The sequence below is a fragment of the Streptomyces sp. XY431 genome (assembly GCF_001279805.1).
Classification (GTDB): Bacteria; Actinomycetota; Actinomycetes; order Streptomycetales; family Streptomycetaceae; genus Kitasatospora; species Kitasatospora purpeofusca.
Genome location: NZ_LGDO01000058.1, coordinates 19,538 through 38,003 on the forward strand (window position 1 = coordinate 19,538; position 18,466 = coordinate 38,003).

General features: G+C 72.2%; 18 protein-coding genes and 1 riboswitch. Of the genes, 13 read left to right on the forward strand and 5 right to left on the reverse strand.

The window, feature by feature from the left end; translation table 11 throughout:
* Positions 1–29 precede the first annotated feature (29 nt).
* From ADK60_RS09015 to ADK60_RS09030, 4 genes are all read left to right on the forward strand, one after another.
* A complete protein-coding gene (locus ADK60_RS09015) occupies positions 30–1,310 on the forward strand; it encodes a L,D-transpeptidase (RefSeq protein ID WP_053644699.1) in 1,281 nt (426 codons plus the stop codon).
* A 178-nt stretch (positions 1,311–1,488) separates the two neighbouring features.
* Positions 1,489–1,986: an ATP-binding protein gene (locus tag ADK60_RS09020; RefSeq protein ID WP_233290167.1), complete on the forward strand. Its 498-nt coding sequence runs from the start codon at positions 1,489–1,491 to the stop codon at positions 1,984–1,986.
* A gap of 302 nt (positions 1,987–2,288) precedes the next feature.
* Entirely contained in the window at positions 2,289–2,753 is a 465-nt protein-coding gene (locus ADK60_RS09025; protein ID WP_053644701.1) for an AAA family ATPase, read from the forward strand.
* Complete coding sequence (locus ADK60_RS09030; RefSeq protein ID WP_053644703.1) at positions 2,750–3,499, forward strand: HNH endonuclease family protein; 750 nt, start codon at positions 2,750–2,752, stop codon at positions 3,497–3,499. Before ADK60_RS09025 ends, ADK60_RS09030 begins: the two co-directional genes overlap by 4 nt.
* A gap of 17 nt (positions 3,500–3,516) precedes the next feature.
* Here the strand turns inward: ADK60_RS09030 and ADK60_RS09035 are convergent, their stop codons facing one another.
* The gene (locus ADK60_RS09035; protein WP_053644705.1) at positions 3,517–4,884 is read right to left on the reverse strand and encodes a helix-turn-helix domain-containing protein; all 1,368 of its coding nucleotides are present in this window, start codon (positions 4,882–4,884) and stop codon (positions 3,517–3,519) included.
* A gap of 210 nt (positions 4,885–5,094) precedes the next feature.
* Here ADK60_RS09035 and ADK60_RS09040 point away from each other — a divergent pair, with 210 nt between their 5' ends.
* From ADK60_RS09040 to ADK60_RS09060, 5 genes are all read left to right on the forward strand, one after another.
* Positions 5,095–5,823, forward strand: coding sequence for a hypothetical protein (locus tag ADK60_RS09040; RefSeq protein WP_053644707.1), 729 nt, complete (start codon positions 5,095–5,097; stop codon positions 5,821–5,823).
* Positions 5,824–5,897: 74 nt separating this feature from the next.
* Positions 5,898–6,677: a S1 family peptidase gene (locus tag ADK60_RS09045; protein ID WP_053644709.1), complete on the forward strand. Its 780-nt coding sequence runs from the start codon at positions 5,898–5,900 to the stop codon at positions 6,675–6,677.
* Positions 6,678–6,822: 145 nt separating this feature from the next.
* Positions 6,823–7,245: a VOC family protein gene (locus ADK60_RS09050; RefSeq protein ID WP_234370998.1), complete on the forward strand. Its 423-nt coding sequence runs from the start codon at positions 6,823–6,825 to the stop codon at positions 7,243–7,245.
* Positions 7,246–7,538: 293 nt separating this feature from the next.
* The gene (locus tag ADK60_RS09055; RefSeq protein WP_053644711.1) at positions 7,539–7,808 is read left to right on the forward strand and encodes a hypothetical protein; all 270 of its coding nucleotides are present in this window, start codon (positions 7,539–7,541) and stop codon (positions 7,806–7,808) included.
* On the forward strand, positions 7,805–8,134 hold the full coding sequence (locus tag ADK60_RS09060; RefSeq protein WP_053644713.1) for a hypothetical protein: 330 nt from the start codon (positions 7,805–7,807) through the stop codon (positions 8,132–8,134). The genes ADK60_RS09055 and ADK60_RS09060 overlap by 4 nt, the downstream gene beginning before the upstream one ends.
* 72 nt (positions 8,135–8,206) lie before the next feature.
* Here ADK60_RS09060 and ADK60_RS09065 read toward each other — a convergent pair whose 3' ends face one another.
* From ADK60_RS09065 to gcvT, 4 genes are all read right to left on the reverse strand, one after another.
* Positions 8,207–9,574 carry an L-serine ammonia-lyase gene (locus ADK60_RS09065; RefSeq protein WP_053644715.1) on the reverse strand — a complete coding sequence of 456 codons (1,368 nt, stop codon included), beginning with the start codon at positions 9,572–9,574 and terminating at the stop codon, positions 8,207–8,209.
* 190 nt (positions 9,575–9,764) lie between these two features.
* Positions 9,765–11,033 (reverse strand): serine hydroxymethyltransferase, encoded by a 1,269-nt coding sequence (glyA, locus tag ADK60_RS09070; RefSeq protein WP_045938962.1) that lies wholly within the window; start codon positions 11,031–11,033, stop codon positions 9,765–9,767.
* A 79-nt stretch (positions 11,034–11,112) separates the two neighbouring features.
* Positions 11,113–11,496: a glycine cleavage system protein GcvH gene (gene gcvH / locus ADK60_RS09075; RefSeq protein ID WP_045938961.1), complete on the reverse strand. Its 384-nt coding sequence runs from the start codon at positions 11,494–11,496 to the stop codon at positions 11,113–11,115.
* 87 nt (positions 11,497–11,583) lie between these two features.
* Positions 11,584–12,705, reverse strand: a complete 1,122-nt coding sequence (gene gcvT / locus ADK60_RS09080; RefSeq protein WP_045938960.1) for a glycine cleavage system aminomethyltransferase GcvT — start codon at positions 12,703–12,705, stop codon at positions 11,584–11,586.
* 215 nt (positions 12,706–12,920) lie between these two features.
* A riboswitch (glycine riboswitch) is annotated at positions 12,921–13,027 on the reverse strand.
* Positions 13,028–13,243: 216 nt separating this feature from the next.
* On the opposite strand from gcvT, the gene ADK60_RS09085 reads away from it, so the two are divergent.
* The 4 genes from ADK60_RS09085 (at position 13,244) to ADK60_RS09100 (ending at position 18,463) form a co-directional block, all read left to right on the forward strand.
* Positions 13,244–14,038: an enhanced serine sensitivity protein SseB C-terminal domain-containing protein gene (locus tag ADK60_RS09085; RefSeq protein ID WP_053644717.1), complete on the forward strand. Its 795-nt coding sequence runs from the start codon at positions 13,244–13,246 to the stop codon at positions 14,036–14,038.
* Between the two features lie 174 nt (positions 14,039–14,212).
* The gene (locus ADK60_RS09090; protein ID WP_052708929.1) at positions 14,213–15,160 is read left to right on the forward strand and encodes an enhanced serine sensitivity protein SseB; all 948 of its coding nucleotides are present in this window, start codon (positions 14,213–14,215) and stop codon (positions 15,158–15,160) included.
* 475 nt (positions 15,161–15,635) lie between these two features.
* Positions 15,636–16,625, forward strand: coding sequence for an ABC transporter permease (locus ADK60_RS09095; RefSeq protein ID WP_045938975.1), 990 nt, complete (start codon positions 15,636–15,638; stop codon positions 16,623–16,625).
* A gap of 56 nt (positions 16,626–16,681) precedes the next feature.
* Positions 16,682–18,463 carry an ABC transporter substrate-binding protein gene (locus ADK60_RS09100; RefSeq protein WP_045938958.1) on the forward strand — a complete coding sequence of 594 codons (1,782 nt, stop codon included), beginning with the start codon at positions 16,682–16,684 and terminating at the stop codon, positions 18,461–18,463.
* Positions 18,464–18,466: the final 3 nt, after the last annotated feature.

Sequence of the window (18,466 nt, forward strand, 5' to 3'; positions counted from 1 at the left end):
ACACCGTGACACGAACGAGGGGGACGACGGTGAAGTCGATACGCAAGGTGGTGGCCGCGGGGCTGGTCGGCGGAGCGCTGGTGCTGACCAGCGCCTGCGGGGGGAGCGGCGGGTCCGGGGGCGGGACGGCGGCCAAGGCCGAGCTGGGGGCCGGCGGGACCGCGGGGGTCCCGTCGTCCGCCGCCCCGGCCGGCGGGCAGGCTTCCGGGGCCCCGGCCCCGGCCCCGGCCGCGGGTGCCGCCACCGCCGCCGCGCCCAAGGTCTCGCAGGCCGTGGTGGACATCCAGCCGAAGAGCGGCGCCGTGGACGTCGCCCCGGACGGTTCGCTCAAGGTCGCGGTGTCCGGCGGGAAGCTCACCACGGTCAAGGTGAGCGACCGGACCGGCAAGGAGGTGGCCGGCACCCTCGCCGCCGACGGCGCGAGCTGGAGCCCGTCCGGCCCGCTGGCGGTCGGCACCGCGTACCAGGTGAGCGCGCTGGCGGCGGACGCCGGCGGCGTGGTCGCCTCGGCCGACAGCAGCTTCACCACGCTGACGCCCGAGCGGGAGGCGAAGGCCAGCGACAACATCCAGGACAACGCCACCTACGGCGTCGGCATGATCGTCTCGGTCGCCTTCGACAAGGACGTGAAGAACAAGGACGCCGTGGCCCGCGGCATCTCCTTCGAGACCAGCGACGGCACCGTGCTGAAGGGCCACTGGTTCGGCAACCGCCGGCTGGACTTCCGCCCGGAGAAGTACTGGACCCCGGGCACCAAGGTCACCGCGAAGTACCGGCTGAAGAGCGTGGAGATCGCGCCGGGCGTCTACGGGGGTGTGGACCGGGACGAGCCCTTCACTATCGGGCGATCCCAGGTTTCGACTGTTGACGCCAAGACGCACCGGATGACGGTGGTCCGGGACGGGCAGAGCTCGGAGGTGGAGATCACCTCCGGCTCGGCCGAGCACCCGACCTGGAACGGCACCATGGTGGTGATGTCCAAGGAGGGCGTGGTGCGGATGCAGTCCAGCACCCTGCCCGGGATGACCGGCGCCCCCTACGACCTGCAGGTTCCGCACTCCATGCGGCTGACCGACACCGGCACCTATGTGCACGGCAACTACTGGAGCAACGCCTTCGGCGAGGACAACGTCAGCCACGGCTGCGTGGGCCTGAAGGACGTCAAGGGCGGCGGAGCGGCCACCTCGGCGGGTCAGTTCTACGACGGTTCGATCATCGGGGACGTCGTCACGGTGCGGAACTCCACCCGCGGGCAGGTCGCGCCGGACAACGGCCTCAGCGGCTGGAACGTGGACTGGAGCGCCTGGTAGACCCTCGGCGGGCCGGCGGCCCGGGCCTTGCGAACGTAGGTTCGGGTTGCACCCGGCATATGCCGAAAGAGTAGTGATCGTTTGTTCATTGTCCGTACGCGGCCGCTTGCGTTCCGCAATGATGGGGCGCATGGCGGGTTGGGGCGAAACAGATCAGTCATCGATTCCGGGTTCCAGCTTGGTCGCCGAAGCGTCGTGGGGGTCGTTCCAGGACTCCCTGGCGGCGCTGGAACGGCTCAGCTGCGACGAGCTGGAGCGGCTGTACGCCGGCAGGCTGTGCGACCGGACGACGCCGGGTGAGGTGCGGCTCCCGTCCCGGCCGGAGACCGGACCGGTGGCGCGCCGACTGGTGCTCGCGGTCCTGGGTGCCTGGGAGCTGCACCAGCACCTGGAGGTGTGCGAGTTACTCACCAGCGAGCTGGTCGCCAACGCCGTGCGGCATGCCGCGGGGCGGACGATCGGGCTCCAGGTGGTGCGGAAACCGGGCTGGCTCCGGGTCGAGGTGCGGGACTCCTCGCGGGCGCTGCCCTGCATGATCCTGGCCGAGCCGCTGCCGGTCACCGAGCGCGGGCGCGGGCTCCAGGTGGTCGACGACCTGGCGGACCGCTGGGGCGCCGACCTGCTGCCGCGCGGCAAGGGCGTCTGGTTCGAGCTGAAGGTCCGCGAGCGGGTCTGAGTCCGGCCGGGAAACACGCAGGGCCCCCGATGTCGCCGTGGTCCGGCGGGCTGGGGGCCCTTGCAGGTCATCGCGCGGCCAAGGGGGTGCGTGCCGTGCGATGGGCGTCGGCCGTGCCAGGTCGGGCGGGCCGAGGATCAACTGTCCGCGAGGCGGTGGGCCAGCTGGTGGCAGCCGCCGTCGGACAGGTCGACTATCGCATGGATCTCAGCATGTGGGCAAACCGGGTGGCTTCGAATGGAAGGTTTGTAACTTAGTTCACCTTCGGAATTTGCATAGGTTCACGTCAGCGCCTGAGATTATTGCTGATCGACGAGGTGGACGCCCACCTGCACGTCTCCTGGCAGCAGCGCATCGGTGAATGGCTGAAGCAGCACTTCCCGCAGGTGCAGTTCATCGTCACCACGCACAGCCCCTACATCTGCCAGGCGGCCGACCAGAACGGCCTGATCAGGCTCCCCGGCCCGAGCGAGGAATCGGCGCCGTGCGTGGTGGAGCCGGACCTCTACCGCCGGGTCGTCCACGGCACGGGGGACGATGCCGTCATCTCCGACCTGTTCGGCCTGGACACGCCCTACTCGCCCGAGTCCCAGGAACTCAGGCGGAGGCTCGTGGCCCTGGAGCGGGAACTCGTCCTGGGCCGGGCCACCGAGGAGGACAGGCGGAATCTGCGGGCCCTCAAGACGCGGCTTTCGAGTTCGCCGGTCACCAGAGTGGACGAGATCTCGGCGAGGCTCCTCGGTGACGGTGACGGTGACGCGCCGTGATTCCGGTGCAGAGATCGGTGCTGCCCGAGGACGTGGAGGCGCGGCTCGCGGCCCTCACCGAGGAGGTGGCGGACGGCGCCGACAGTCTGCAGGTCGCCAAGCGGGCATGGAAGCGGCACTACTTCCGCCGTGACACCTACCCGCCCGTCCTCTCGCACTTGAAGGAGATGGCGCCCGGGATCGACTGCTGCATGTACTGCGGGCAGGGGTTGGCCGACACCGTGGACCACTACGTGCCGATGGACGCCGACCCGGTCAGGGCCTTCTCCTGGTCGGACTACCTGCTGGCCTGCAGCGCCTGCAACAGCAGGTTCAAGCGTCAGCTCCACGCTGTCGACGCGCTGGGTGCTCCCCTGCTGATCGACCCCACGGTCGACGACCCGTTCCGCCACATCCACCTGGTGCTGAACACCGGGGAGTACCTCGGAATCACCGACCGGGGCGACTGCACCATCGCCACGGTGGGGCTCAACGAGGACAAACGGCCCGAGGCCCGGCGGCAGGCCCTGTCCGTGATGGCCCTGGTGATCGAGAAGTGGTGGAGCGCCACCTCGTCCGGGAACCGGGCGGGCGTCGCCACCGCCGTCAGCGTCCTCCGGGACCAGCCGTTCGCCGGGGTGTTCCAGGCGATGCTCCGGCAGGCCGTCCGGGAGGAGGCGGACCTCTTCTTCGAAGGGATCGAGGACGGCGTCAGGCTGCTGGAGCTGTTGCGGAGGCCCGAGCTCAGGGCGGGGCTCTCGGCCTGAACCGGCAGGCGCCGGGGTCAGCCGTCGGTGGGGGTGCGGGTCCAGCCCCGGGTGTCGTCCGCCCAGAAGTAGCCGGGGGTGCCGCGCAGGCCGACGGTGCGGAAGGGCTTGCCGTGGTCGTTGACCAGGAAGGTGCCCTGGCGGTCGCCACTGCTCCACACCACCTCCAGGTACCAGCTGACGTCCTGGCCGGCCGTCGAGGCGTCGACGTTCAGCACCTGCGGATCGGTGGAGGAGACCCGGAACGGGAAGTCCGACGTCCGGCCCTTCCTGTTGCCCTCCATCGCCGGGACGGGCACGGGCCGGGGCGCGGTCGCGTCCAGGTCGACGGCGAAGGCCGCCGGGGTGAGGGCGCCGCCGCAGCCCGAGCCCATCATGTAGGCGTTCGACTTGGGCGCCGGGCGGGTGCTGACCACCTGGACGTAGAGGGCGTGCAGGACGACGGGCTTGTCCTCGGCCCCCTGCGCGGTCAGCTGCAGCCGAAGGTGCCCGCCGGGGACGGCGTGCTGGGCGGCGGCCCAGGCGTCCGTCCGCCGGCCCGTCGGGGGCGCGGGCGTCGTGCCGGGCGGCTGGGCGGACACCAGCCACTGGCCGCAGGAGCTGCCCCAGTTGTCGGTCAGGACGTTCACGTGGAACGGCGCCGCGTCGTCGGCGGCCGGGGGCGTGGGGGTCGGCACGGGGGTCGGGTCGGCGGTGGCGGCGGGCGGCGCGGCGGGGGCAGGGGTCGTGGTCGGCTCGGTCGGCGGACCGGTCGGGCCCGCCGGGTCGGGCGCGGCGGAGACGGGGGCCGTGACGGAGGCCGACGCCGACGCCGAGGCCGAGGGGCCGGGCCCGGCGGCCCGGGTTCCGGAGCGTCCGGACAGGACCACGACCGGGACCAGCGCGGCGACCACGGCCACGGCGGCGGCGCTGAGCAGGATCCGGGTGGTGCGCCGCCTGCGGTGGGGCTCCTCCACCGGCTGCTCCACCGGCTGCTCCTCCGGCTCCTCGCCGGTCGGGGCGGGCGGCCGTTCGACGCTCGGGGGGCTCGGTGAGTCGGCTGCCACGGACACGACCGGGGGCTCGGGCTCGGGCTCGGTGGCGGTGGTACTGGGCGTGTTCTCGGCCGCCGGGGGAGCGGGCGGCGCGGCCGACTCACGGCGGCGGGACGCGTCCGCGAGGATCCACCGGCGGTGCAGCTCGACCAGCTCGTCGGCGCTCGCCCCGCAGGCCCGGGCCAGCCGCTCGACCGGCGCGTACTCGTTGGGGACGGCCGCGCCGTTGCAGTAGCGGTGCAGGGTGGACGTGCTGACGTGCAGCCGGGCGGCGAGCACGCCGTAGCTCCGCCCCGAACGGTCCTTCAGCGCACGCAGCAGCTCGGCGAAATTTGCTGTCTCGACACTCATCCAGGCGCCCCCTCGTCCCGCAGCGGCGTTCCAGGCTCCGCCGAATCCGCAGCTCAGAGTACCTGTAGGCGTTCCAGCGTCCCGAATCGGCCGGGAGACCTGGCGGCCGGGACAGGACCCGGGCGAGTCTTCGGTCCGGCGGCAGAACGCACCCCGGCCGGGGAGCCGCCCGACCGGCCGGGGCCCTCCAGCGGAGAAGAGGACCCACCCATGACGATCCACCGGATCCTGATCCCCAGCACGTTCCTCGTCCTCGGCGCCGCCGCCCTGGCCGGATGCTCCGGCAGCCCGGCGGGCGGCGCCGCGGCCGGGGCGGCGGCCCTGCCGGCTGCGGTGGTCACGTCCGCCGCTCCGGCTCCGCCCTCGGGCGGAGCCGTCGACGGGGCGGCTGCCGCTCCGGCTGCCGCTCCGGCCGCAGGTGGTGCGGGAGGGGCGGGCGCGGCGGGTGGTGCGCCCCGCCCGACCTCCTCTGCGCCGGGCACGCCCGCAGCCGCCGCCCCGCGCCCCGCATCCCCGGCGGCCCGGCACCCGGGGCCCGCAGCCGTGCCCGACCGGGCGCCGTCCTGCACGCCCGGGCAGCTCGCCGTCACGGCGAAGCCCGTGTCCCGCCCGGCGGGGCGCCTGCTGCTGACCGCCCGGAACACCGGTACCGCCCCGTGCGACCTGGGGCTCGTCGGCACCGTCACCTTCACGGGCAGCGTCGAGGCGACCATCCCCGAGGGGATCGGCGGCGGCCCGAATGTCCTGATGCCGGGACAGGCCAACCACGAGGCGGTCACGCTGGTCCGTGGTGGCGCCCCGGGCAGCGGCACCACCACGACGGAACTCACCGTCGCCCTCGACAGCGGCGCCACGGTGACCGTCCGCACCACGTCCTTCGTCCACGCCCCCTCGGTCGGCCTGTGGCGGTCGACCGAGGCCGAAGCCCTCCGGCAGTGACCGGTACGGCGAACGAACCCGGCAGAGAGCCCAGCAGTACTCAGCTGATCCCAGAGGAAAGAGGAACACCCACCATGCGCATCCCGAACCGTCGCCCGAACCGCACCGCCCGCCGCCCGCTCGCCGTCCTGGCGGCCGCCGCCGGCCTGGTCGCGGTGGCCGCCGGGCCCGCCGCCGCCGTCCACGGCGGGTCGGACACGACGACCAGGGCCAACCCGTTCGTCATCGCCCTGCAGACGGCGGACGGCCAGCAGTGGTGCACCGGCGCGCTGATCGCCCCCACCAAGGTCCTCACCGCCGGCCACTGCGTCACCGAGGCCGACGACCCGACCACCCTGCGGGCGATCGCGGGCCGGACCGACCTCACCGGCACCGGCGGCCAGGAGCGTCGGGTGAAGAGCTTCAAGGTCGACCCCCGCTTCACGACCGGCCTGGACCACGACTCGGCGGTGCTCACCCTCGACCGGCCGCTCCCGCAGCGGACGGTCCGGGTGGCGGGGAAGGGCGACGAGAAGCTCTACCGCTACGGCCGCACGGCCACCGTGTACGGCTACGGGCGGACCGGGGACACCCCCGGCCCGGGCACGCACCTGAAGCAGGCGGTGCTCACCCTCGCGGCACCGGCCGGCTGCGAGCCGTTCGTGGAGCCGGACGCCTCGCCGCTGCTGAAGGTCTGCGGCCTGCCGGGGGCCGGGACGACCGACAGCATCTGCAAGGGCGACTCCGGCGGTCCGCTGGTCGTGGACGGTGTGGTGATCGGCGTCGTCTCGACCGGCAACAAGTACTGCGACACCCAGTTCCCGGTCTCGGTCTTCACCCGGGCCACCGACATCCCCCGGTCGATCCTCAAGTAGCCGCCGGGCCCCGGCGGCGGGTGGTCCTCGCGGGTGTCCCGACCGCGAGGACCACCCGGCCTTGACCTGAAGCCGACTTCAATTCCTGCCTCGGTCCCGAGGCCGCCGGGCGCACCGCCGGCGGCGACATCGAGGGGGACCCGCCATGACTGCTGCCACCACCGCCGCCACCGACGCCGTCGTGCCCGACCGCTACCGCTACGCCGTCGTCCCGCACATCATGGTCGACTGCACCGCGGCGGCGATCGACTTCTACCGGCGGGCCTTCGGCGCCCGGCAGGACTTCCGGCTCGACGCCCCCGGCGGCGGGATCCTGCACGCGGAGATCAGCATCGGGGCGTCGGTCCTGATGCTGGGCGACACCGGCGCGGACGCGGCGCCCTTCACCGTCCCGACGGCCCTCGGCGGCACCAGCGTCGCCCTGCACGTCTTCGTCCCGGACGCCGAGGCCCTGGCCGCGCGGGCCGAAGCCGCCGGCGCGGAGATCCTCCAGTCCCGACCGACATGTTCCACGGCGACCGCACCGTCATCCTCAAGGACCCCTTGGGTCACCTGTGGGTCTTCCTGACCGACCTGGAGCGCCTCACCTCCGAAGAAGTCCACCACCGCACCCCCACCGCCTGAGGCACCAAGGCCGGCCGTCCTGCACCGCCGGGCCTGCCCACAACCGGGGAGGAAAACGCCCGCGCCCCCGCCGGGTGGGCGGGGGCGCGGGCCTGAGCGGGGGGTTGTCAGCACTCGACGGCCGGGTTCTGCGGGCGTTCGGGAGAGGCCCCGACGTCGGGTGCTCCTCGCTAGAGTGGAACCGGTCGGCGAGTGCACATGGCGCGGATGTCGGCCGCAGTGCAGGAGGAGGATGCGATGTCCGCACAACCGGTCGAGCCGCACCGCCCGCATCCTCGGACCCAGGACGAGATCGGCGCCGCGCTGCCGCCGTCGCAGCGGATGGCCTTCTACCGCGACATGGGATCGGCGGACGAGCACGAGATCGCCGGTGTGCTGCGCCGCTGGCGGCTGCGGCTGGAGCTCTACAACGATCCCGCCACCGCGCGCACGCACGCCGAGGTCCAGCAGGGCGTCGCGCCGGGCCGGGCCCTCTCCGCCGTCCTGCGGGAGCTCGACCGACCGTGAGCGACTGGGACGATCCGTACGACGGCGACGAGGAGCACGATCCGATCGTGCTGTCCCCCCAGGTCGAGGCCGTGTTCGACTTCGCGGTGACGCCGCCGGACGTCGTGTCGGCGATCGCCGCGTTCCTGGTGGGCCTGCGCGAGGTGCTCGACGGCGGCCCGCACCCGGACCACACGGAGGCCATCCCCGGACTACCGGGCGCCTACTCGGCTCCGTTGGCCCGTGACCTCGGACTGGTCCAGTACCACGCGACCGAGACCCCGTACGGGCCCGGCTTCTACGTCGCCCGGGTCGTGTGGACGGACGGCTTCGCCAGGGAGTCCTGAGGGAGCGCCGAGGGAGAGAACGCCCGCGCCCCCGCCGGGTGGGCGGGGGCGCGGGCGTGAGTGGGGCCGGTGTCAGCACTCGATGACGTTGACGGCGAGGCCGCCGCGCGAGGTCTCCTTGTACTTGATCTTCATGTCGGCGCCGGTCTCCTTCATGGTCTTGATCGCCTTGTCGAGGGAGACGTGGTGGCGGCCGTCGCCGCGCAGGGCCATCCGGGCGGCCGTGACGGCCTTGACCGAGGCCATGCCGTTGCGCTCGATGCAGGGGATCTGGACCAGGCCGCCGACCGGGTCGCAGGTGAGGCCGAGGTTGTGCTCGATGCCGATCTCGGCGGCGTTCTCGACCTGCTCGGGCGAGCCGCCGAGGACCTCCGCGAGGCCGCCGGCCGCCATCGAGCAGGCCGAGCCGACCTCGCCCTGGCAGCCGACCTCGGCGCCGGAGATGGAGGCGTTCTCCTTGAAGAGCATGCCGATCGCGCCCGCGGCGAGCAGGAAGCGGACGATGCCGTCCTCGTCCGCGCCGGGGATGAAGTTCAGGTAGTAGTGCAGGACGGCGGGGATGATGCCGGCCGCGCCGTTGGTCGGGGCGGTGACCACCCGGCGGCCGGAGGCGTTCTCCTCGTTGACCGCCATCGCGTAGAGGGTCACCCACTCCATCGCGTTGGCCGGGCCGATGCCCTCGGCGCGCAGCGCGCGGGCGCCCGAGGCGGCGCGGCGGCGCACCTTGAGGCCGCCGGGGAGTATGCCCTCGCGGGACATGCCCGCCCGGACGCACTCCTGCATGACCTGCCAGATCTCCAGCAGCCCGGTCCGGATCTCCTCCTCGCTGCGCCAGGCCTTCTCGTTCTCCAGCATCAGGCCGGAGATGGACAGGCCGGTCTCCCGGCTGAGCCGGAGCAGCTCGTCGCCGGTGCGGAAGGGGTACTTGAGCGAGGTGTCGTCGGGCTTGACCCGGTCCGCGCCGATCGCGTCCTCGTCCACGACGAAGCCGCCGCCGACCGAGTAGTAGGTCTTCTCCAGCACGGTGGAGCCGTCGGCCCGGAAGGCCCACAGGGTCATGCCGTTGGCGTGGTACGGCAGCGAGCGCCGCCGGTGCAGCACCAGCTGGGTGTCGCGGTCGAAGTCGATGGGGTGCGTGCCGAGCAGGTTGAGCCGCTTCTCGGCGGTGATCCGCTCGACGTCGAGGTCGGCCCGGTCGACGTCCACGGTGCGCGGGGAGTAGCCCTCCAGGCCCAGCAGGACGGCCTTCGGCGTGCCGTGGCCGTGGCCGGTGGCGCCCAGCGAGCCGAACAGCTCGGCCCGGACGGCGGTCACCTCGTCCAGCAGGGCCTCGGACTTCAGGCGGCGGGCGAACATCCGGGCGGCGCGCATCGGGCCGACGGTGTGGGAACTGGACGGGCCGATGCCGATGGAGAAGAGGTCGAAGACGCTGATGGCCACGGAGTGACGTCCTTGTCTGGTCTCGTGGGTGGTGCCGGCGGGGAGGGAGGGACGGCAGTGGCGGAGGTGGTGGGTCGGGCGACCGACACGGGTCGGGGCACCGCGCGCACCTTCCAGTGTGCGCGGTGCCCCGGAATCCCCGGTGTCCGGGCGGCGTGAGCCCGGTCACCCGCGGCCGAACAGGAGGGACCTACAGGTTCGGGTACAGCGGGTACTTCTCGGCGAGGGCGGTGACCCGGGCCTTCAGGGCGGCGGCGACGGTCTCGTCGTAGGCCGGCTTCAGGGCCTCGGCGATGATGTCGGCGACCTCGCGGAAGTCCTCGGCGCCGAAGCCGCGGGTGGCGAGCGCCGGGGTGCCGATCCGCAGGCCGGAGGTGACCATCGGCGGGCGCGGGTCGTTCGGGATCGCGTTGCGGTTGACGGTGATGCCGACCTCGTGCAGCCGGTCCTCGGCCTGCTGGCCGTCGAGCTGGCTGTTGCGCAGGTCGACCAGGACCAGGTGGACGTCGGTGCCGCCGGACAGCACCGAGACGCCGGCCTCGGTGACGTCGGCCTGGAGCAGGCGCTCGGCCAGGATCCGGGCGCCGTCCAGGGTGCGCTGCTGGCGCTCCTTGAACTCCTCGGAGGCGGCGACCTTGAAGGCGACGGCCTTGCCGGCGATGACGTGCTCCAGCGGGCCGCCCTGCTGGCCGGGGAAGACCGCGGAGTTGATCTTCTTGGCGTGCTCGGCCTTGGAGAGGATGACGCCGCCGCGCGGGCCGCCCAGGGTCTTGTGGGTGGTGGTGGTGACCACGTCCGCGTACGGCACCGGGTTGGGGTGCAGACCCGCGGCGACCAGGCCGGCGAAGTGGGCCATGTCGACCATCAGCAGCGCGCCGGTCTCGTCGGCGATCCGGCGGAACTCGGCGAAGTCGAGCTGGCGCGGGTAGGCGGACCAGCCGGCGATGATCAGCTGCGGGCGGTGCTCCTTGGCCAGCCGCTCGACCTCGGCCATGTCGACCTGGCCGGACTTCTCCTCCACGTGGTACGGCACCACGTTGTAGAGCTTGCCGGAGAAGTTGATCTTCATGCCGTGGGTCAGGTGACCGCCGTGGGCCAGGTTCAGGCCCAGGATGGTGTCGCCCGGCTTGATCAGCGCGAACATCGCGGCGGCGTTGGCCTGCGCGCCCGAGTGCGGCTGGACGTTGGCGTGCTCGGCGCCGAACAGGGCCTTGATCCGGTCGATCGCGATCTGCTCGACCACGTCGACGTGCTCGCAGCCGCCGTAGTAGCGGCGACCGGGGTAGCCCTCGGCGTACTTGTTGGTCAGGACCGAGCCCTGGGCCTCCATGACCGCCACCGGGGCGAAGTTCTCGGAGGCGATCATCTCCAGGGTGGTCTGCTGGCGGTGCAGCTCGGCGTCGACCGCGGCGGCGATCTCCGGGTCGAGGGAGTGCAGGGACTGGTTCAGAACCGTCATGGTGGAGTCTTCCCGGAAGTGAGAGGGAGGAGGGCCGGCGGGCGGGGCGGCCGCTGCGGGCGGGCCGCCCCGGCGGGGCTCAGGCCGAGGGGTTGGTGAGCGCGGTGTACTCGTCGGCGGTCAGCACCTTGCCGGTCGCCTCGACGCGGACCTTGAACAGCCAGCCGCCGTTGAAGGGGTCGCTGTTGACCAGGGTGTTGTCGTTCTTGACGTCCTCGTTGACCTCGGTGATCTCACCGGTCACCGGCGAGTACAGGTCGCTGACCGACTTGGTCGACTCCAGCTCGCCACAGGTCTCGCCGGCCGTCACGGTGGCGCCGACCTCGGGCAGCTCGACGTAGACGATGTCACCGAGGGCGTCGGCGGCGTGCTGGGTGATGCCGATCGTGGACACACCGTCGGCGTCGGCGGCGGTCAGCCACTCGTGCTCCTCGGTGTACTGCAGGTGCTGGGGGTTGCTCATGGCGTCATTCTCCAGGATGGGAAGCGGGTACGGCGAAGCGGCCCGAGGGGCGGACGAGCCTCGCGAGGGAAAGGTGGGGGAGCGGCGTCAGCGGGCGCGCTTGTAGAACGGCAGCGCCACGACCTGCACCGGCTCGTGCTTGCCGCGCACGTCCACCGCGACGGTGGTGCCCGGGGCGGCGTGGGCCGCGTCCACGTAGGCCATCGCGATCGGCTTCTCGAGGGTGGGGGAGGGCGAGCCGGAGGTGATCCGGCCGATCGGGGCGCCCTCGGTGGAGACCACGGTGTACTCGGCGCGCGGCACCCGCTTGCCGTCGGAGACCAGGCCGACCAGGACCCGCGGCGGGTTGGCCTCGGCCTCGGCGGCGGCGCGCTCCAGGGCCTTGCGGCCGACGAAGGCGCCCTCGTTGGTGGTCTTGTCGAAGCGCACCACCCGGCCGAGGCCGGCGTCGAACGGGGTCAGCTCGGTCGACAGCTCGTGGCCGTACAGCGGCATGCCGGCCTCCAGGCGCAGCGTGTCGCGGCAGGACAGGCCGCAGGGGATCAGGCCCCGGTCGGTGCCGGCCGCGGTCAGCGCCTGCCAGATCTGCTCGGCGTCGCCCGGGTTGCAGAAGATCTCGAAGCCGTCCTCGCCGGTGTAGCCGGTGCGGGCGAGCAGCACGTCGCGGCCGGCCACCTGGGCCGGGAGGATCGCGTAGTACTTCAGGCCGGGCAGGTCGGCCTCGGTGGTGTCGGCCAGGATCGCGGTGGACTCCGGGCCCTGGACGGCGATCAGCGCGTAGGCGTCGCGGTCGTCGGAGACGACGGCGTTGAAGCCCTTGGCGCGGGCGATCAGCTCGTCCAGCACCAGCTGGGCGTTGGAGGCGTTGGCGACGACCAGGAAGGCGTCCTCGCGCAGGCGGTAGACGATCAGGTCGTCCAGGATGCCGCCGTCCTCGGCGCAGATCATGGTGTAGCGGGCGCGCAGCACGCCGAGCGCGGAGACGAAGCCGACCAGGGCGTGGTCCAGCATCTCGCCGGCCTGCGGGCCGGTGACGGTGATCTCGCCCATGTGGGACAGGTCGAACAGGCCGGCCTTGGTGCGGACGGCGAGGTGCTCCTCGCGCTCGCTGCCGTAGCGCAGCGGCATGTCCCAGCCGGCGAAGTCGGTCATGGTGGCGCCGAGGGCGCGGTGCAGCGCGTCGAGCGCGGTGAGGCGGAGGGACGACATGGCCAGGAACTCCTCGGTCGGGGCACTCAGGGGTGCGCACGCCGGGACCGGCCCGGGCACGGGGCGGACCCTGCGCGCGGGCATGCGGCGGCTGGGTCTCCCCATCTGTCGTCGTACCTGAGAGCTTCACCGTCCACTGCCCTGCAAAGGACAGCATGGCGGCTTGCACCGTGGGTGGGCGGACGGCAGGGCCGTGCACCGCTTTCCAGATCTGCCTAACCCGTGCGGTAGGGGGGCCTGAGAGATTCCGGGGAGGACTTGCTCCTTCGGCGCCGGCTGTGCCGCCAGGACGGGGCACTCCGGACTCTCCCGCGCGGGTTCGAGCGGCCGGTATGGAGTTGGAGGGCCTGGGTGGATGCCACCGCAGACGCGCACATCATGGCACGTCCGCACCGATGACGGGAGAGGGGGCCGCCTTCTGCGCCCCGCTCCGCTCCCGGGTCCGTTCGCTTCCGATCGCTTCCGTTCCGCGTCCCGTTCCGTCCCGCCCGGACGCTAGGCTGCGGGAATCGGCGAGCGGAGGGCGGTACAGGGGCGGATGGGCAACCCGGTGGAGCAGCAGGGCTGGGGCGGGGCGCAGTCGGCGCCGGCCGGCGGCACATGGCCGGCCAACGAGCTGGAGCAGGTGCTCACCGCCGCGCTCGGCGACCCGGGCGCGACCCCGCGGGTGATCGAGGTGCTGGCACGCAGCCAGGTGTGGATCCCGCTGCCGTCCGGCGGCGACCCGCAGGGGCGGGCGCTGGACCTGCCGACCCTGGAACTGGCCGGCGGCCCCTATGTCCCGGTGTTCTCCTCGCAGGAGGTGCTGCTCCAGCAGGCGCCGGGGATGGCGTTCGCGGTCGCGCCGGTGTGGGAGTTCGCCCGCGGCCTGCCGCTGGGCGTCGGCATCGCCGTCAACCCCGAGGCCCCGGTGGGCATCCCGGTCCCGCCGGAGGGTGTGGCCGAGCTGCGCCGCGGACCGCGCGAGGACCGCTGGGACGCCGCTCAGGAGGCGCCGTCCGGGGGCCGGGTGGCGCTGCGCGAGCCGGTGCCGGGCGAGGACCCGGAGCTGTTCCTGGCCGCCTGCCGTGCCGAACTGGCGCTGCTGCCCGGAGTACTGAGCGCCCGGCGGGCGCTGGCCAGTGTCGAGGGCGAGCCGACCGTGATGTTCGTGGGCGTCCAGCTGGACCCGGCGGCCCCGGCCGACCCGGGGGCGGTGAACGAGGCGCTGGGGCGCGCGCTGGGAACCGCGCCGCTGCCCGGTGGCGTCCACCTCGTACTGCTCGACCTCGCGGACGATCCGGTGGTCGAGTGGATGGTGAACCGGGTCGCGCCCTTCCACGTACGGGGCTGAGCCGGTTCCCGGCCGTCCGTCCGGCGCCTTTCGGGCCGGACGCGGGCGGGGGAGCGGCAGGGGCCCTGGCACGTCGGCGTGGCGGTGGCCGACGGTGCCCCATAAGGTGCGTGCTGACGGCCGCCGGGCCGCCGGTGACGGACGAGGAACGAAGAGGCGCAACGAGGTGGGCGCATGAGTGCGGGATCGGTAGCTGGCGGCGCACCGGGGCCCTGGGGCCAGGGGCCCACCGGACGCCCGGATCCGGGCGCGCTGGAACGCGCCCTGCGCGAGGTGGCGCCGGAGCGCTACGAGGCCTACGAGACGATGCTGAACGCGCTCGCCGAGGGCCGGGTCTGGATGCTGCTGTGGCACGGCACGCCGGGCAGCGCCGACGCCCAGTACGGGAACATGGAGATCAGCGGCCACGGCTACGCGCCGGCCGTCACCTCGCCCGAGCAGCTGGCGGCGTCCGGCTGGGCGCGGGCGCACGAGGTGATCTCCGGCCGGGAGATCGCGGCCTCGCTGTACCGGACCCGCTGGGGGCTGTGGCTGAACCCGCACGCCCCGGGCGGCGGAGTCGGGGTGCCGTGGGCGGACCTGCGCCGGGTGGCGGCGGGGCTGGACCGGCTGCCCGCCGGTCCGCTGAAGCTGAGCGAGCCGCAGGTGCCGGCCCAGCAGTTCTTCGCGCTGCTGGAGCGGCAGGCGGCCGAGGTGCGGGCGGTACGGGCGCTGCGCCGGGCCTGGGTGCGGCCGTCGGTGGGCGAGCCGTACCTCGCCATCGGTCTTGAGCTGTACGAGAGCTCGCCGCCCACGGTGGAGGCGGTGCGGGCGCTGATGCAGCGGGCGATCGCGGTCGCGCCGGAGGGGCTGGCGGTCTCGACGGTGGCGATGGCGGACGAGTTCGACCCGGTGGCGCTGTGGATGCGGGCCCACGCGCGCCCGTTCTACGACCGGGAGGCGGCCGGGCACGGCCGTCCGCAGACCGGCCCGTACCCGCCGGTGCCCCCGCCGCCGTACGCCTCGCAGCAGGGCCCCGCCCAGGGGCAGGGCTTCGGCTACGGCACCCAGCCGCCGGCCCCGGCCTGGCCGGGGCAGCAGCCGCCGCCGCAGCAGCCGTGGCCCGGCTACCCCGGTCGCTGACCGGGGCGCAGGCCCCGAATCCCGCGCCACGAAACCGGCTTGACGCCTTGTCAGGCCGGTTTCGGCGTTTTTTCGGACGTTCTCCCCGAAACGGATGGAACCCATCTTGACATGGCTGTTACAGCTGTGTGAAGAGGGATATGCCGATGGTCGGGGAGGTGCATGCACACAGATCACAGTTGGGCATCTGTCGGTGGTCAGGGCTGGCGTAAGCCAGTTCGGATGGCAGAGAGTTCTGCAACAGCCCGCCGCGCGTGGTTGGCGTCCCACAAGGGCGAACGCGCTGGCGGACCGCATGATCCACGTGACGCCCATCCCGCGTGGCAGCAGTACTGAGCCAGTCGTACCGCTGGAAACACCCCGCTCCTGTACCTCCGCACGTCCGCACCCAAGCACGTCCGCACCAGCCGCGCCGCCGATCCCGGTGCCCGGCACCCGTGGGCCGGCCACCGTCGGCGAGGGGACCGAACTGACCATGACCGCACCCATCAAGACCGCCGGCAACGCACCGGAGGCAGACGCCGCCGCGAGCCCGGCCAAGAAGATCGAGGGCCGCTCGCTCGGCCGGATCGCCTGGACCCGCTTCAAGCGGGACAAGGCCGCCGTCGCCGGCGGCGTCGTGGTGATCCTGCTGATCCTGCTCGCCGTGCTGGCCAAGCCGATCGAATCGGCCTTCGGCCTCGACCCCGACGCCCTCCACCAGGACCTCCTGGACGCCGACCTCGGCGGTCTGCCGTTCGGCGACTGGGGTGGCATGAGCTGGGACCACCCGCTCGGCGTCGACCCGCTGCAGGGCCGTGACCTGCTGACCCGCGTCATCGAGGGCTCCTGGGTCTCCCTGCTGGTCGCCTTCGGCGCGACCGTGCTGTCCAACACCATCGGCACCGTGCTCGGCATCATGGCCGGCTACTACGGCGGCTGGGTGGACACCCTGATCAGCCGGGTGATGGACGTCTTCCTCGCCTTCCCGCTGCTGCTGTTCGCGATCGCGATCTCGACCTCGCTGCAGGGCGGCGCGTTCGGCCTGCACGGCCTCCCGCTGCACATCATGGTGCTGATCTTCGTGATCGGCTTCTTCAACTGGCCCTACATGGGCCGGATCGTGCGCGGTCAGACCCTCTCGCTGCGCGAGCGCGAGTTCGTCTACGCGGCCCGGAGCCTCGGCGCCCGCGGGCCGTTCATCCTCTTCAAGGAGCTCCTGCCCAACCTGGTCGGTCCGATCCTGGTCTACTCGACCCTGCTGATCCCGACCAACATCCTCTTCGAGGCCGGGCTGAGCTTCCTCGGCGTGGGCATCCAGCCCCCACAGGCCTCCTGGGGCGGCATGCTCCAGGACGCGATCCGGTACTACCAGGTGGACCCCCAGTACATGGTGGTCCCCGGTGTGGCGATCTTCGTCACCGTACTCGCCTTCAACCTGCTCGGCGACGGGCTGCGTGACGCCCTCGATCCCAAGAGCAACTGACGCCGCGTCAGGATCCCTCGTTCGGCCAACACTTCCTCAAGGGGTTGATCTCACCCATGCGTAGGTCCCGTACCGTCGCACTGACCGCCACGGCCGCAGCCGCGGTCCTGGTCGTCACCGGCTGCTCGTCCAGCGCGAAGAGCACCGACGCCAAGTCCACCGCCTCCGGCTCCGCCACCGAGGCCGCCGGCGGCACCGGTGCCAACGCGGCCACCAAGGGCATCGTCAACGCCTCGGACAAGAAGGGCGGGACGGTGACCTTCGAGATGAAGGGCACCCCCGACTCGCTCGACCCGGGCAACACGTACTACGCGTACATCTACAACTTCTCGCGTCTGTACGGCCGTCCGCTCACCACCTTCCAGCCGGGCGCCGGCGAGGCGGGCAACAAGCTCGTCCCGGACCTCGCCGAGTCGCTCGGCCAGGTCAGCGCCGACGGCCTGAGCTGGACGTACAAGCTGCGCAAGGGCCTGAAGTACGACGACGGCACCCCGATCACCTCGAAGGACGTCAAGTACGCCGTCGAGCGCTCCAACTTCGCGCCGGACGTGAACTCCAACGGCCCGACGTACTTCAAGGAGCTGCTGGTCGACAACCCCACGCCGTACGAGGGTCCGTACAAGGACAAGACCGGCGACCTGAAGTCGATCGAGACCCCGGACGACACCACCATCGTCTTCCACCTGACGCACGCCTTCGCCGACTTCGACTACCTGGTCAGCGCCCCGCAGACGGTCCCGGTCCCGCAGGCCAAGGACACCGGTGCCGAGTACGTCAAGAAGATCGTCTCCTCCGGCTCCTTCAAGTTCGAGTCCTACGAGGACGGCAAGCAGGCCGTCCTGGTCCCGAACACCAACTGGGACCCGAGCACCGACCCGATCCGCAAGCAGCTGCCGGACAAGATCGTGCTCCGGATGAACATCGACCAGGCCACCATCGACAAGGACCTGCTGGCCGGCAACGCCCAGGTCGACCTGGTGGGTGGCGGTGTCGACCCGCAGACCCAGGCGCAGATCCTGCAGAACCCGAAGCTGAAGGCCAACACCGACAACGCCTACGGCGGCCGTCTGGTCTACATGGCCATCAACACCGATGTCGCGCCGTTCGACAACATCGAGTGCCGCAAGGCCGTCCAGTACGCGGTCGACAAGGTCTCGGTGCAGACCGCGCTCGGCGGCCCCGTCCGCGGCCAGGTCGCCAACACCGTGCTCCCGCCCGACATCCCGGGCCACCAGGACTTCAACGTCTGGGAGACCAAGGACAACAAGGGTGACGAGGCCAAGGCCAAGGCCGCGCTGAAGGCCTGTGGCAAGGACAGCATCACCACCGTGCTCTCCGCCCGCACCGAGCGCGCCACCGAGGTCGCCGCGGCCACCTCGATCCAGGCCGCGCTGAAGAAGGTCGGCATCAACGCCGAGATCCAGCAGTTCCCGCAGGGCAAGTACCTGGCCGACAGCGCCGGCGCTCCGAAGTTCGCCAAGGAGCACAACATCGGTCTGATGATGATGCAGTGGGGCGCCGACTGGCCGACCGGCTACGGCTTCCTGCAGCAGATCGTCGACGGCCGCGCGATCAAGGCCTCCGGCAACAGCAACCTGGCCTCGCTGAACGACCCGGCGGTCAACAAGCTGCTCGACGACGCCGCCACCAACCCGGACCGCGCGGCCCGCGAGAAGATCTACGGCGACATCGACAAGAAGGTCATGGAGCAGGCGGTCTACGTCCCGCTGACCGACTTCAAGGTCTTCCTGTACCGCCCGGACAACGCCACCAACCTCGCGTCCACGCCGGCCTTCTCGGGTGAGTACGACTACCTGAACATCGGCACCACCAAGTAAGAG

Bases quoted from the DNA above. Each gene is read 5' to 3' on its own strand.
- ADK60_RS09035 (WP_053644705.1), bottom strand. From the start codon at position 4,884: ATGAGTGTCGAGACAGCAAATTTCGCCGAGCTGCTGCGTGCGCTGAAG.
- ADK60_RS09040 (WP_053644707.1), top strand. From the start codon at position 5,095: ATGACGATCCACCGGATCCTGATCCCCAGCACGTTCCTCGTCCTCGGC.
- ADK60_RS09045 (WP_053644709.1), top strand. From the start codon at position 5,898: ATGCGCATCCCGAACCGTCGCCCGAACCGCACCGCCCGCCGCCCGCTC.
- ADK60_RS09050 (WP_234370998.1), top strand. From the start codon at position 6,823: ATGACTGCTGCCACCACCGCCGCCACCGACGCCGTCGTGCCCGACCGC.
- ADK60_RS09055 (WP_053644711.1), top strand. From the start codon at position 7,539: ATGTCCGCACAACCGGTCGAGCCGCACCGCCCGCATCCTCGGACCCAG.
- glyA (WP_045938962.1), bottom strand. From the start codon at position 11,033: ATGACGGTTCTGAACCAGTCCCTGCACTCCCTCGACCCGGAGATCGCC.
- gcvH (WP_045938961.1), bottom strand. From the start codon at position 11,496: ATGAGCAACCCCCAGCACCTGCAGTACACCGAGGAGCACGAGTGGCTG.
- gcvT (WP_045938960.1), bottom strand. From the start codon at position 12,705: ATGTCGTCCCTCCGCCTCACCGCGCTCGACGCGCTGCACCGCGCCCTC.
- ADK60_RS09085 (WP_053644717.1), top strand. From the start codon at position 13,244: ATGGGCAACCCGGTGGAGCAGCAGGGCTGGGGCGGGGCGCAGTCGGCG.
- ADK60_RS09090 (WP_052708929.1), top strand. From the start codon at position 14,213: ATGAGTGCGGGATCGGTAGCTGGCGGCGCACCGGGGCCCTGGGGCCAG.
- ADK60_RS09095 (WP_045938975.1), top strand. From the start codon at position 15,636: ATGACCGCACCCATCAAGACCGCCGGCAACGCACCGGAGGCAGACGCC.
- ADK60_RS09100 (WP_045938958.1), top strand. From the start codon at position 16,682: ATGCGTAGGTCCCGTACCGTCGCACTGACCGCCACGGCCGCAGCCGCG.